The following is a 13218-nucleotide window of genomic DNA, read 5'->3' on the forward strand; positions in this document are numbered from 1 at the left end:
CACGAGAAGAGTCCCGGTCATGACCCGCAACCCCGTCCGGCGCAACTGCGCCCATCCCCATTCCTGCTCGGACGAGACCCGGCTGCGGGTCCTGGCCGAGTCACCGCTGACCGGCGAGCTGACCCCGGCCGAACACCGTGACCTGAACAGACACCTGTCCGCCTGGTCCTGGGCGGAGGGCGATCCGCTGATGCTCGCCGGGGATGAGCTGCACGGCTCCTACCTGGTGGTTTCGGGCCGCGTGCGGGTCACCCGTGACACTGTCGAGGGACACGAGATCACGGTCGACATCGCCGCCCCGGGAGATCCCGTGGGCCCGCTGCGCTCCGAGACCGGCACCGCGATCGATTCGGCCTGGGCGATGGAGACCACCTGTGCGTTGTTCCTCCCCGCCGAGGCCCTGGCGGAGGTCGTCGGGAACCACCCCCGCTTCGCGCTCGCGGTGCTGCAGCAGCAGCAGGAGCGCCTCGAGCAGGCGCGTGAGCGGGAGATCGGGCACGCCACCCGCTCGGTGGAGCAGCGGGTTGGTTCGGTGCTGCGGTACCTCGACGACAAACTCGGCAGTAGACAACGGGACGGTGCGAGCCTGCTCCAGGTCCGACTGCGACGCGACGACATCGCGGGACTCGCCGGCACGACGGTCGAGTCCGCCTCCCGCGTGATGGCCCGCCTCAAGAAAGCGGGCGTCATCGACTCCGGCCGCGAATGGGTGTCGATCCTCGACCACGCCGCACTCGATCGGGTGATCGACGGAAAATAGCCGCTCACCTCGAGTTCTTCGTTGATTGACCGGGGTCAAGGAAGTCCGCTTCCGCTCCTCCTAACGTAAGTGGTGCACGTAGGGAACGTGCAAGAACCACAGACTCGAAGGAGAGGGATCACCATGAGTGTCCGCGAACAGGTCAAGAGCATCGTCCTGCGTTCGGACGAATTCTCGTGCCCGTCGTGCATCGCGAAGATCGAGAACAAGTTGAACGATCTGGACGGTGTCGAGTCCGCTGAGGTCAAGTTCGCCTCCGGACGGGTTCTGGTCGACTACGACCCCGCGAAGGTCTCGGTACGTGACCTCGTCGCAGCGGTCGCCGAGGTCGGCTACGCGGTCAAGCCGTCGGCGTTCTGACGCGACCGCACCGACCGCACGTCAGACGAGGAGAACAGGCAATGTTGAAGTCATGGAGAACCTGGGGCGTGGTCGCTGCCTCCGGTCTGCTCATCATCGCGTCGTGGCTGGTCGGGCGGCTGACCTCGGCCGAGACGGTCGCGGACGGGCTGATGATCGCCGCCGCCGTCGTGGCCGGCTACCGGATCGCCGTCTCGGCGGTCCAGGCACTGCGCGTCCGGATGGTGTCGATCGACCTGCTCGTCGTGGTCGCGGCCGTCGGCGCGATGTTCATCGACAACTACTGGGAGTCGGCCGCGGTCACCTTCCTGTTCGCCCTCGGCAAGGCGCTGGAGCGGGCGACCCTCAACCGCACCCGGCGGGCCCTGTCCGACCTCGTCGATTCGGCACCCGAGACCGCCACCGTCCTGCGTGACGGCGAGCCGGAGGTCGTCGAGGTGTGGGAACTCGAACCCGGCGACATCGTGGTGGTGCGCAACGGCGAGCAGATCCCCGTCGACGGCCGCGTCATCTCCGGCAACGGCGGCGTGGACGAGGCCACCATCACCGGCGAGTCCGTCCCGGCGGAGAAGTCCGAGGGCTCCGAGGTCTTCGCCGGAACCTGGCTGCGCTCGGGAGTCCTGCGGGTCGAGGCCATCGGCATCGGGGCGGACACCACCCTGGCCCGGATCGTCCACCGCGTCGAGGACGCCCAGGACGACAAGGCCCGCACCCAGACCTTCATGGAGAAATTCTCCCGCTGGTACACCCCCGCGGTGATGCTCGCGGCGCTGATCGTAGGCCTGCTGCCCTGGTCACTGGTCGCCACCATGGACAACCTCGAATTGGCGCTGACCCTGCTGGTGATCGGCTGCCCCGGCGCCCTGGTGATCTCGATCCCCGTCTCGATCGTGGCCGGCATCGGCCGCTCCGCCAGGGACGGCGTCCTCATCAAGGGCGGCGAATACCTCGAGAGTTCGGCGAGGGTCGACGCGGTCGTCGTCGACAAGACCGGCACCCTCACCAACGGCCGACCGGTGCTGACCGACGTCGACATACTCGACGACGACTACTCGCGTGAGCAGGTCCTCCTGCTGGCCGCCCGCGCCGAGACCGCGTCCGAGCACCCGCTCGCCGAGGCGATCATCTCGGGTGCCCGGGAGGCCGGACTGGAGATCGACCTGGTCGAGGCGGCCGAGCCCGTCGCCGGCAAGGGCATCCGCGCCGAGGTGGATGGCCGAGTGGTCGCGGTGGGCTCCGCGGATCTCCTCGACCACCGGCCTGACAACGCACGGATCCTCGAGCTCAACGAGCAGGGCAGGACCGCGATGTTCGTCGGGGTCGATGGCCGGGCGATCGGCATCGTCGCGGTGGCCGACACCATCCGGGACGACGCCCCGGCCGCGATCCGTGCCCTGCATGACGCCGGGATCCGGGTGGTCATGGCGACCGGGGATGCCGAGCGGGTGGCCCGCAACGTCGGCACCGAGCTCGGGGTCGACGAGATCCGCGCCGAGCTGATGCCGGAGGACAAGGTCGAGATCGTGAGGGAGCTGCAATCCCGCGGTCATACCGTGGCCATGGTCGGCGACGGGGTCAACGACACCCCGGCACTGGCACTGGCCGACATCGGGGTGGCGATGGGGGCCGCCGGATCCCCCGCCGCGATCGAGACCGCCGACATCGCGCTGATGGCCGATCGGCTCCCCCGCCTGCCGTATGCGCTGGGCCTGGCCAAGCGGACCGTCCGGACCATGCGGGTCAACATCGCGATCGCCCTGGTGACCGTTGCCGCCCTGCTGGCGGGACTGTTCCTGGGTGGGGTGACCATGTCGGTCGGCATGCTGGTCCACGAGGTGTCCGTCCTCGCGGTCATCGCGATCGCCATGCTGCTCCTGCGACCCACCCTCGCACAGGGCGGGGCGGAGGCGCCGCGACGGGAAAAGAGTCTCGACCTCGGAGCCGGGGATCAGGCGACGGTCAGGGTCTGATCCGGCAGCGTGTGACCACCGGGCGGGCTCGAGCCCGGGTCCGAGAGAGGTGAGGCGTACGACGAAGGCCGCCCGCGGCGAGCGGGCGGCCTTCGTGTTGAGAGTACCGGTGGGGGGACTCGATCCCCCGACCTCACGATTATGAGTCGTGCGCTCTAACCAGCTGAGCTACACCGGCATGCCCTGCCAGTCGGGCGATCGAGCCGCCCCGCACAGTGCGAGCCCCCTGTCGGAATCGAACCGACGACCTTTTCCTTACCATGGAAACGCTCTGCCGACTGAGCTAAGGGGGCGGGCCGCGCTTCGCTGTTGGTCTCCCAACCGCTTGGCGCGTAAGCCTTTAGCAGATTACACACACCGCCGAACGCGGCACAAATCGCCCGGTAGGACGCGGATCCGCCGGGCCCACTGGCAGGATGGCCGGATGCGCATCTCCGTGGTGATCCCCGTCCTCGACGACGCCCGCGAACTCGAGGGATGCCTGGCCGCGCTCGCCACTCAGACGCGCCTGCCCGACGAGGTCGTGGTGGTGGACAACGGGTGCACGGACGACAGCGTGGCCGTCGCACTCGGCGCGGACCCCCGGGTGGCCGCCCGGGTGGTCGCAGAACCGGTCCGTGGCATCCCCGCGGCGGCCGCGACCGGTTACGACTCCGCGACGGGCGACATCATTGCCCGACTGGACGCCGACTCCCGGCCCGGCCCGGAGTGGGTCTCCCGGATCGAGGCCGCGTTCGTCGCCGACGCCGAGCTCGCCGCCCTCTCCGGCCCGGGCGAGTTCATCGGGTTGACGGGGTGGCGGGCCCGCGCCGCGACGCTGCTGTACATGGACGCGTTCTTCGTCTCCGTCGGCGCCGCGATGGCACACCCGGTCCTGTTCGGTTCGAACCTGGCGATGCGTCGCGAGGCGTGGGAGCAGGTCCGCGACGGGGTCAACCGAACCGACCCGGAACTGCACGACGACATCGACCTGTCGTTCCAGTTCGGGGCCGACGATCGCCTGCTGGTCGACCGCTCGCTGACCGTGGGGATCTCCGCCCGGCCCTTCGACGACCCCGCGGCCATGCGGCGGCGCTTCTCGCGGGCGTTCCGGACGATCTTCCGCAACTGGCGCACGAGCCCGCCGTCGCAGCGCTGGATAGAGCGCGTCCGACGCTGACCCGGGCCCGGCCACTGGCGCCCGGCGGCGGGGCGGCGCGTAGACGGGTGGGACGGCGCGGGCCCGGTCGGCCGCACCAGCCGGTGAGACGGCGCGGGCTCACGCCCAGACGAGCACCGACCAGAGGATGAGCTGGGTGACGCAGAACCCGGCCAGCATGTTGAGCACCAGGAAGCGCTTCCAGCCCTCGTTGGTCGCCTCGGCGGTGGTGTCGGTGACCCGCGTGTAGGCGGCCACGGTGGCGAGGTACGGCAGGATGGCGAACGCCGCCCCCGACGCGGGCCACGGCGCGGCGATCAGCAGCACCAGTACCGCGGCGGCGTAGCAGGCCAGCGCGAACCACACGGCTGCCCGTGCGCCGAGGACGGTGGCGACCGATTTCAGGCCGGCTTCGCGGTCGAAGCGCACGTCCTGCACGGCGCCGAACGCCTGGGACGCCGCGCCCCAGAGCATGAACGCGATCAGGCACGCCCACACCCCGCCCCCGAGGTCCGCGCCGGCGATGGTCCAGCCGACGATCGCCGGGGAGACGAAGTGGAACGCCGAGGTCACCGAGTCCAGGAACGGGATCTCCTTGAACCGCAGACCCTTGGCGCTGTAGGCGATCACCGCGAACGCGCTCGCCGCCAGCCACAGCGACGACTCGAGCGTCCCGACCACCACGAGGTAGACCAGGAACGGCACGGTCGTCACGGCCGAGGCCACGAGCGTCGCCGTGTGCCGCGATCGTTCCAGCACCGAGCCCTCCACGCCGCCCTTGCGGGGGTTGCGCAGGTCCGACTCGTAGTCGAAGACGTCGTTGATGCCGTACATCGCGAGGTTGTACGGCACCAGGAAGAAGATCGTGCCGATCACGCCCAGCAGGTCGAAGCCGCCCGTGGCCAGGAAGTACGCCAGCGCGAACGGGGCGGCGGTGTTCACCCACGAGACCGGGCGGGACGACCAGAAGAGGGTGGTGAGCAGACCCGGTGTCGCCGGCCGCTCGGGGGTGCGGACCTTGTCGTCGTCGTCCTCCCCCGGCTCCGGGGTGCCCGCCAGCGCCGCGTCCCCGCGGCCCGACACCGTCGGGCTGCCCGCCACGGCACCGGCCCGCGGCCGGGCGGTGAGCACGAACCAGACCGAGGGCATGAACACGGCCACGGCCACGGCGTAGGCGAAGTCCTCGATGGGGGCCACGCCCAGGCGGATGCCGCTGGTCAGCGCGTCGTCGTAGGCCACGAGCCCGGCGGAGATCATGATGTTGTCGAAGATCGCCGTGAGGACGAGCAGCACCACGAGCGAGCCGCCGACCCCGGTCAGCCAGCGTCGACGCTCGGGCCCCCGCAGGCGCCACAGCGCGATGAGCGCGGCGGCCACCACGGGGATGGCCATCGTGAAGTTGATGGTCGAGTAGATGCTCACGAGCGCGCCCCCGCCCCGTCGTTCTGTGCGCCGCCGGACCGCGCGCCCCGCCGCGCCGAGACGTGCTCGACGGCCGTGACCACGCCCGTCGCACACACCAGTGCGAGGTGCGACAGGAACGCGAGGAAGACGACCTCCTCGAGCGGGATCTCCGGCGCGACCAGGAGGCCGGTCATGAAGTCGGTCTGCCCGCGGAAGAACACCCCGCTGCGCACCCCGAGCACATCCCAGGTGAGCAGCAGGGCCACCGCCGCGGTCACGGTGAGGGCGGTCGCGGCCGGCGCGCGGAACGCCGCGAGCTTCCACCGGTGGTCGATGACGAGGATGCCGGCGAACGAGATGACCTGGACCGCCAGGTAGGCCAGTCCGATCACCGGTCGAACACCGAGCCCCGATCGAACACCGTGCCCCCGCCGGGCTCGGCCACGGGCGCGGTGCTCGTGTCCCCGCGCACGTGCTTGAGGATCAACTCGGCGCTGATGAGGCACATCGGCAGCCCGATCCCGGGGATGGTCGAGGCGCCGGCGTAGTACAGCCCGTCGACGTGCTTGCTGACGTTGCGGGTGCGGAAGAACGCGCTCTGCGCCAGCGTGTGCGCGGGACCGAGGGCGGTGCCGCGCCACGCGCCGAGGTCGTCCTCGAGGTCGGCGGGCGCGATGGTGCGGCGCACGACGATCCGCTCGGCCAGGTCGTCGATGCCGGTCCAGTCGGCGATCTGGGCGATGGCCTGGTCGGCGGCCGCCTCGATCGCCGCGTCCCCCGCGCCGTCCACGCCGCCGTGACCGAGGGAGGGGTCGGCGGGGATGGGGACCAGGACGAAGAGGTTCTCGTGCCCCTCCGGGGCGATGCCCGCGTCCGGGTCGGTGTCGGTGGCGCTGGGGCGGCACACGTAGAGCGACGCCGGGTCGGGGATGTGGGGCTTCTCGCCGAAAATGGCGTCGAACCCCTCCTCCCACCGGTCGGTGAACAGCAGCGTGTGATGGGCCAGTTGCGGCAGCTCACCGCGCACACCGAGCAGCATGAGCAGCGCGCCGGGCCCGGGGGTCTTCGAATCCCAGTAGGACTGTGGGTACGTGCGGAGGTGGTCGGGCAGCCACCGGGTCTCGAGGTGGTGGAGGTCCGCGGCCCCGACGACGAGGTCGGCCGGAAGCGTCCGCTCCTCCCCTGCCCGGTCGCGCACCCGGACGCCCCTCACCCGGGCCCCCGAGCGGCGGGACCCGCGACCGCGGGCGCCCTCGGATGTGGTGACCAGTTCGATCGCCTCGGTGCCCGTGTGGATGGCCACCCCCTGCTGCTCGGCGACCCGGCGGACCGCGGCGATCACCTCGGTGAACCCTCCACGCGGGTAAAGGACACCGTCGGTGAGGTCGAGGTGGCTCATGAGGTGGTAGATCGACGGCGCCAGGTACGGCGAGGACCCCAGGAACACCGCGGGGTAGCCGAGGATCTGCTGGATGCGGCGGTCGCTGAACCGACGGGCCACGAACGAGTGCAGCGGCTGGACGAGGCGCGCGACCAGCGACCCGGCGCGGGCCAGCACATCGGGACGCACCAGGGCCGGGTACGAGGTGAAGTTGGTGTAGAGGAACCGCTTGAGCGCGAGGTCGTAGGTGGTCTGCGCCGAGTCGAGGTAGGTGCCGAGAACGCGGCCGGCGCCCGGCTCGAGCGACTCGAACAGCGCGGTCGAGGCGGCGCGGTCCGAGCGGACGTCGAGCGACTCGGGCCGGTTCTCGAAGTACACGCGGTACCCGGGGTCCAGGCGCACCAGGTCCAGCTGCTCGTCGGCGGAGGTGCCACAGAGGCGGAAGAAGTGGTCGAACACCTCCGGCATGAGGTACCAGGACGGCCCGGTGTCGAAGCGGAATCCGCCGGACGACCAGCTCCCGGCGCGCCCGCCGACCGAGTCGGTGGCCTCGACCAGGGTGACATCGCGGCCCTCGTGGGCCAGCAGCGCGGCGGTTGCCAGGCCGGCGATACCGCCGCCCACCACCACGACCGGCCCGTCCGGGGCCTGCCGGCGGCTCATCGGGCCACCGCCCGACCACGACCGGCCGCGGCGCGGCCGATCACCACGAGCTTGACCGGATCCGGCACCCGCACCCGGCCCGCGCTCACCCCGGACGCCCCGGCCGCCCGCAGGCGGTCGTTGAGTTCGGCGAACAGGTCGTGGGCGGCGGCCACCGCCAGCCGGTCACGGCCCGGGATCCGGTGTATCGCCGCCCGTGCGATGCGCAGGTCCGCGTCCACGTCGTCGGCCAACTCGCTCACGTCCTCCTCCGTCAGTGCCCGCGGGTCACGGCCCGGCAGGTAGTTGCGACCGAGGTCCGTGAAGTCTTCCCGGATGTCCCGGAGGAAGTTCACCTTCTGGAACGCCGCACCGAGTGCGCGCGCTCCGGCGGCCATCTCGTCGTCGTCGCCCAGTCCCCCACCGGCGAACGTCCGCAGACACATCTCCCCGATGACCTCCGCCGACCCGTGGATGTACCGGCGCAGGGATTCCTCGGTGTGCTCGGTGACGTCGATGTCGGCCTCCATCGAGTCGTAGAACGGATCCACCAGGCGCGCGTCGATCCCGAAGCGCCGCGCGGTGTCGGCGAAGGCGTGCGTCACCGGATCGGGGTCCAGGCCACGCTCGATCGCGCGGTGCGTCCGGCGGCGGGCCTCCGCGATGAGCTCGCGCGCGGCGACCGGGTCGTCCATCGCCCCGTCGACGACCTCGTCCCCGACCCGCGCCCACGCGTAGATCGCGGCGACGTGCGGGCGGGTGGCGGGCGCGAGCAGTCGGCAGGCCAGTGCGAACGACGTGGAGTACCGACGCAGGATCACCTCGCTGCACCGGCGGGCGGCGTCGGTGAACTCCGCGTGGGGGCTCTGCTGGGTCATCGGGTCCTCTCCAGGGCGGTGGCCAGGTGGGGGGCGAGGGCGGCCCGGACGTCATGGGGCACGGCCGGGGAGTCCAGCGCGGCGCGGGCGGCGGTGATGAGGTCCTCGGCGATGCCCACCGCGTGCTCGCGGGCGCCGCACCCGCGCAGCAGCTCGCGTGCGGTGTCGGGGTCGGGGGCGGGCCGGCCGAGCGCGGCGTCGATCTCCGGCCAGACCTCGGTGGTCGCGGCGAAGGCCAGCAGGACGGTCGGCGCGCGGCGGATCAGGTCGCCCTCGTTGGACTTGCCCGTCTCGGCCGGGTCGCCGAACACGCCCAGCACGTCGTCGATCACCTGGTACGCGGTCCCCAGGTGGCGGCCCACCTCGTGCAGGGGGTCGATGACCTCGTCGGACGCGCCGGCGAGCACCGCGCCCAGGACCAGGGGCAGACACACGGAGTAGGCGGCGGTCTTGGCCGCGCCGATCGCCAACGCCCGCTCACGGTCGGCGAGCTCGCGCTCGACGGCGCCGTGGACGTCGGCGTACTCCCCGGCGATCGAGGCCACGACCGCGCTCTGCACCTCGTCGAGCACACGATGCAGGACCGGCGCGGGGACGGGCAGTCGGGCGAACCCGGCCATCGCGGCCACGAGCAGCAGGTCGCCGCCGAGCAGCCCGCCGACCTGTCCGACGTGACGCGCGGTCTCGGTGCCGAGGCCGGACTCGACGGCCCGCGCGGTGGTCCGCCCCTGCAGGTTGGGCTGGCCGCGGCGCTGGTCGTCCCCGTCCGCCAGGTCGTCGTGCACGAGGAACGCCTCGTGCAGCAACTCCAGCGCCTGCCCGGTGGCCACCCGCACGGCCTCGTCGCGCCCTCCGGCCGAGGAGTAGACGGCGTCGAAGAGCGCCGAGCGCATCCCCTTGCCAGCACGGGTGGTCCGCCCCAGGTCATAGACCCACTCGTCCACCGCCGAACCCAGTCCCGCCGGCAGATCGTGGGAGGTCATCCGATGTGCGGCGGTCATCGAAAGGAGTGTCATGTCGTGTTGTTCGGAGCCGGGGCCGTCGTGGATACGTCTCACCTCGATTCTCGTCGACGAGATGCGCCCGTGACAGGTCGTGTGGTCGTGACGCTGGCGTCCGCGCGTGTTCACGTTGTCACGGATCCCCGCGCCGAGAGGCCCGAAATGCACGAAGACCCCCGCTTGTGGCAGGGGTCCCGCGTGCCAGATGATGGATTCGAACCAACGTAGGCTAAGCCGACGGATTTACAATCCGCTCCCTTTGGCCGCTCGGGCAATCTGGCGTGCACCTCAAGGGCGCTACGACACGATACAACGGCTGTGACCCCTGGTGCCAAATCGGGGTGTTCAGGGGTGGTGCGGCGGCGCCCCCCACCCGGCCGCTGGCGGCCTCCGGCGCGGCCGGTGGCGGCCTCCGGTCCGGCGCCGGGCGGGTAGCCTGGCCGGAACATCCCCAACGACAGGAGAGCGTCCATGGCCTCGGAGTCCTCGTTCGACATCGTCTCGGAGTTCGACCGCCAGGAGGTGGACAACGCCCTGAACCAGGCCGCCAAGGAGCTGGGCACCCGCTACGACTTCCGCGGGACCGACGCGAGCATCGAGTGGAAGGGCGAGGACGCGGTGGAGATCGTCGCCAACTCCGAGGACCGCGTGCTGGCCGCCAAGGACGTCTTCGTGGAGAAGCTGGTGCGCCGGGGCCTGAGCATGAAGGCGCTCGAGGTGGGCGAGCCGATGCCGTCGGGCAAGTCCTTCCGCCTGGTCGGGTCGCTCAAGCAGGGCATCGACAAGGAGAACGCCAAGAAGATCACCAAGCTGCTGCGCGACGAGGGCCCCAAGGGCGTGAAGGCGCAGATCCAGGGCGAGGAGATCCGCGTGTCCTCCAAGAAGCGCGACGATCTGCAGGAGTGCATCTCGTTGCTCAAGGGCGCCGACTTCGAGGTCGCGCTGCAGTTCACCAACTACCGCTAGTCGCGCGGACGGTGCCCGGTCGAGGTCCGCGCCGCGCCGCCGCGCTGGTCACCGCCGTGGGACTGTGCGCGCTCGCGGGGTGCGCGCGCGGGGGCGACGACGACGAGGGCGCGCAGCAGCTGACCGTCGTCGCCGCCGCGTCGCTCAGCGAAGCCTTCACCGAGATCGCCGACGACTTCGAGGCGGCTCACCCCGGCGTGACGATCCGGCTGGGTTTCGACGGCTCCTCCGGCCTGGTGGACCAGCTGTCCGGTGGCGCCCCGGCGGACGTGTTCGCCTCCGCCGACACCCGGACGATGGACCGCGCCGTCGCCGAGGGGCTGGTCGCCGGTGAGCCGGCGAGGCTGGCCACCAACGTGCTCACGCTCATCACCCCGCCCGGCAATCCCGCTGGGGTCACCGGGCTCGACGACTCGTTGGACGGTGCACGACTCGTGGTGTGCGCGTCCGTCGTGCCGTGTGGTGCCGCTGCACGCACGCTGGCCGACGCCGCCGGGATCCGGCTGGCCCCGGTGAGCGAGGAGTCCACGGTCACCAACGTGCGCGGGAAGGTCACCTCCGGTGAGGCCGACGCGGGGATCGTCTACGTCACCGACGCCCGCGCCGTCGCCGACCGTGTCGAGCAGGTCCCGATCGCCGGCGCCGACGCGGCGCCCAACGTCTACCCGCTGGCGGTCCTCGACCGGGCCACGGACCCCGCCCTGGCCCGCCGCTTCGTCGACGCCGTCACCGGCCCCGAGGGGCGTGCGGTCCTCGCCGAACACGGCTTCGGTCCGCCGTGACCCGCCCGCCGCTGCCCCGCTGGCTGCTCGTCGCCGCCATGCTCGCCGTCCTCCTGGCGGCCGTGCCCCTCGCGGGCCTGGCGGTGCGCGTCCCGTGGGCGCGGGTCCCCGAGCTCCTCGCCTCCGAGGCCGCCCGGGACGCGGTGTGGCTGAGCCTGCGCACGTGCGCGGTCTCCACCGTGCTGTGCATCCTGCTCGGGGCCCCGCTGGCGGTGCTGCTGTCCCGCAGCCGCGGGCCCCTGGCGGCGCTGGCGCGCACGATCACGGCGCTGCCGATGGTCCTGCCCCCGGTCGTGGCCGGCCTGGCCCTGCTCATCACGCTCGGGCGCACCGGAGTCGTGGGCCGCCATCTGTCGGTGCTGGGGATCGAGATCGGGTTCACCACCGCGGCCGTGGTGATCGCGCAGACGTTCGTGGCGATGCCCTTCCTCGTGGTGGCGCTCGAGGGCGCGCTGCGCTCGGTGGACCCGGGCCTCGAGCGGACCGCCGCCTCACTGGGCGCCTCGCCGACCCGGGTCCTGACGACCGTGACGCTGCCGCTCGTCCTGCCGGCCCTCGTCGCCGGCGCGACGATGTCGTTCGCCCGCGCCCTGGGAGAGTTCGGAGCCACCCTCACCTTTGCCGGTTCCCTGCAGGGCACCACCCGCACCCTCCCGCTGGAGATCTACCTCGGCCGCGAGGCCGACACCGAGACCGCCCTCGCCCTGGCCGTCGTGCTCATCGCGGTCGCGGCCGTGCTCATGACGGTCTCCGCCCTCGTCGCCCGCCGGGCGGTGACGGGCCGTGGCTGAGCACCCCGCCGCCGAGCTCCACTGCCGGGTCGGCGACCGCGACGTCGACCTGGACCTCACCGTCCCCGCGGGCCGCCGAGTCGCGCTCGTCGGCCCCAACGGCGCGGGCAAGTCCACGGCCCTGGCCCTGCTCGCCGGGCACCTGCGACCGGATTCGGGCAAGGTCCGGATCGGCGGCCGCGTCGTGGGCTCGCCCCGCACCCATCTGCCCGCCCACCGCCGCCGCGTGGTGTCGCTCGAGCAGCGGCCCGGGCTGCTGCCCCACCTGTCCGCCCTGGACAACGTCGCGTACGGCCCGCGCGCCCGTGGCATCCGCAGGCGGGCCGCACTCGACCGCGCCCGCACCGAGCTCGAGGCCGTGGGCTGCGCCGACCACGCCGACCGCAGGCCCCACGAGCTGTCCGGCGGGCAGGCGCAGCGCGTCGCCCTCGCCCGGGCGCTCGCCGTGGATCCGGAGCTCGTCCTGCTCGATGAGCCCCTGGCCGCCCTCGACGTGGAGGTCGCGCCCGCGATCCGGCGTCTCCTCGCTGATCGGCTCACCGGACGGGCCGTGGTCCTGGTGACCCATGATCCGCTGGACCTGTGGTCGCTGGCCGACGATGTCGTCGTCGTCGCCTCCGGCCGCGTCACCCAGTCCGGCACGGTCGAGGAGGTCCTGGCGCGCCCCGCGTCCGATTTCGCCGCGCGCCTGGCCGGGGTCTCACTGGTGGAAGGAGTCGCCGACGACGACGAGCTCCTCACCCCCGGTGGCGACCTCGTCTCGGGGGTCCGCGCGGACGCGGTGGCGGGATGGCGGTCGGGAGCGCGGGCGGTGGCGACCGTCGATCCGCGGGCGGTGGCCGTCCACGTCGATCCCGCACGCGCCGTCGACTCTCCGCCGGCTCCGGTCCCCACGACACCGACCCCGCCGTCCGCGCACGCGCCTGCATCGAGCCCGCGGAACGCCTGGCCCGCGCGGGTGGTCTCCCTCGCCCCCGCCGGGGCGTTGACGCGGGTGACGGCCGAGCTCCGGGACGGTCAGCGGGTCGACGCCGAGATCACCAGCCGCTCGGCCGCCGAACTCGCGCTCGCTCCGGGCTGTCCCGTGATCCTGGTGGTCAAGGCGGCCCAGGTCGCGCTGTATCCGCGTCGCTGACCGGCACTCC

The 13218-nt window shown here is 72.1% G+C and carries 13 protein-coding genes and 3 tRNA genes; 8 read left to right on the plus strand and 8 right to left on the minus strand.

The window, feature by feature from the left end; genetic code table 11:
* Positions 1 to 19 precede the first annotated feature (19 nt).
* The 3 genes from L8M95_RS05665 (at position 20) to L8M95_RS05675 (ending at position 3090) form a co-directional block, all read left to right on the plus strand.
* On the plus strand, positions 20 to 760 hold the full coding sequence (locus tag L8M95_RS05665) for a Crp/Fnr family transcriptional regulator (protein WP_260488532.1): 741 nt from the start codon (positions 20 to 22) through the stop codon (positions 758 to 760).
* A 123-nt stretch (positions 761 to 883) separates the two neighbouring features.
* Positions 884 to 1120: a heavy-metal-associated domain-containing protein gene (locus tag L8M95_RS05670; RefSeq protein ID WP_260488533.1), complete on the plus strand. Its 237-nt coding sequence runs from the start codon at positions 884 to 886 to the stop codon at positions 1118 to 1120.
* Positions 1121 to 1164: 44 nt separating this feature from the next.
* The gene (locus L8M95_RS05675; protein WP_260489175.1) at positions 1165 to 3090 is read left to right on the plus strand and encodes a cation-translocating P-type ATPase; all 1926 of its coding nucleotides are present in this window, start codon (positions 1165 to 1167) and stop codon (positions 3088 to 3090) included.
* Between the two features lie 104 nt (positions 3091 to 3194).
* On the opposite strand, the gene L8M95_RS05680 is transcribed toward L8M95_RS05675, so the two are convergent.
* Both L8M95_RS05680 and L8M95_RS05685 read right to left on the minus strand, forming a co-directional pair.
* Positions 3195 to 3268, minus strand: a tRNA-Met gene (locus L8M95_RS05680).
* Between the two features lie 42 nt (positions 3269 to 3310).
* Positions 3311 to 3383: transfer RNA gene (locus tag L8M95_RS05685), tRNA-Thr, on the minus strand.
* Positions 3384 to 3514: 131 nt separating this feature from the next.
* Here L8M95_RS05685 and L8M95_RS05690 point away from each other — a divergent pair.
* Positions 3515 to 4249, plus strand: coding sequence for a glycosyltransferase family 2 protein (locus L8M95_RS05690; protein WP_260488534.1), 735 nt, complete (start codon positions 3515 to 3517; stop codon positions 4247 to 4249).
* Between the two features lie 99 nt (positions 4250 to 4348).
* On the opposite strand, the gene L8M95_RS05695 is transcribed toward L8M95_RS05690, so the two are convergent.
* The 6 genes from L8M95_RS05695 to L8M95_RS05725 all read right to left on the minus strand — a co-directional run bounded on the left by L8M95_RS05695 (position 4349) and on the right by L8M95_RS05725 (position 9815).
* Positions 4349 to 5650: a prenyltransferase gene (locus L8M95_RS05695; RefSeq protein WP_312027447.1), complete on the minus strand. Its 1302-nt coding sequence runs from the start codon at positions 5648 to 5650 to the stop codon at positions 4349 to 4351.
* Positions 5647 to 6024, minus strand: a complete 378-nt coding sequence (locus L8M95_RS05705) for a lycopene cyclase domain-containing protein (RefSeq protein WP_260488535.1) — start codon at positions 6022 to 6024, stop codon at positions 5647 to 5649. The genes L8M95_RS05695 and L8M95_RS05705 overlap by 4 nt, the downstream gene beginning before the upstream one ends.
* Positions 6021 to 7676 (minus strand): phytoene desaturase family protein, encoded by a 1656-nt coding sequence (gene crtI, locus L8M95_RS05710; RefSeq protein ID WP_260488536.1) that lies wholly within the window; start codon positions 7674 to 7676, stop codon positions 6021 to 6023. The genes L8M95_RS05705 and crtI overlap by 4 nt, the downstream gene beginning before the upstream one ends.
* Positions 7673 to 8533: a squalene/phytoene synthase family protein gene (locus L8M95_RS05715; protein ID WP_260488537.1), complete on the minus strand. Its 861-nt coding sequence runs from the start codon at positions 8531 to 8533 to the stop codon at positions 7673 to 7675. Before L8M95_RS05715 ends, crtI begins: the two co-directional genes overlap by 4 nt.
* On the minus strand, positions 8530 to 9534 hold the full coding sequence (locus L8M95_RS05720) for a polyprenyl synthetase family protein (RefSeq protein ID WP_260488538.1): 1005 nt from the start codon (positions 9532 to 9534) through the stop codon (positions 8530 to 8532). Before L8M95_RS05720 ends, L8M95_RS05715 begins: the two co-directional genes overlap by 4 nt.
* A gap of 199 nt (positions 9535 to 9733) precedes the next feature.
* Positions 9734 to 9815, minus strand: a tRNA-Tyr gene (locus L8M95_RS05725).
* Positions 9816 to 10005: 190 nt separating this feature from the next.
* Here L8M95_RS05725 and L8M95_RS05730 point away from each other — a divergent pair.
* Genes L8M95_RS05730 through L8M95_RS05745 form a run of 4 tightly spaced genes read left to right on the plus strand, consistent with a single transcriptional unit; the run spans position 10006 to position 13208 of the window.
* Positions 10006 to 10500 carry a YajQ family cyclic di-GMP-binding protein gene (locus L8M95_RS05730; RefSeq protein ID WP_260488539.1) on the plus strand — a complete coding sequence of 165 codons (495 nt, stop codon included), beginning with the start codon at positions 10006 to 10008 and terminating at the stop codon, positions 10498 to 10500.
* A gap of 11 nt (positions 10501 to 10511) precedes the next feature.
* Complete coding sequence (gene modA / locus L8M95_RS05735; RefSeq protein WP_260488540.1) at positions 10512 to 11282, plus strand: molybdate ABC transporter substrate-binding protein; 771 nt, start codon at positions 10512 to 10514, stop codon at positions 11280 to 11282.
* The gene (locus tag L8M95_RS05740) at positions 11279 to 12073 is read left to right on the plus strand and encodes an ABC transporter permease (RefSeq protein WP_260488541.1); all 795 of its coding nucleotides are present in this window, start codon (positions 11279 to 11281) and stop codon (positions 12071 to 12073) included. Before modA ends, L8M95_RS05740 begins: the two co-directional genes overlap by 4 nt.
* Positions 12066 to 13208, plus strand: a complete 1143-nt coding sequence (locus L8M95_RS05745) for a sulfate/molybdate ABC transporter ATP-binding protein (protein ID WP_260488542.1) — start codon at positions 12066 to 12068, stop codon at positions 13206 to 13208. Before L8M95_RS05740 ends, L8M95_RS05745 begins: the two co-directional genes overlap by 8 nt.
* The last annotated feature ends 10 nt before the right edge of the window (positions 13209 to 13218 follow it).

The sequence above is a fragment of the Dietzia sp. B32 genome (assembly GCF_024732245.1).
Lineage (GTDB): Bacteria > Actinomycetota > Actinomycetes > Mycobacteriales > Mycobacteriaceae > Dietzia.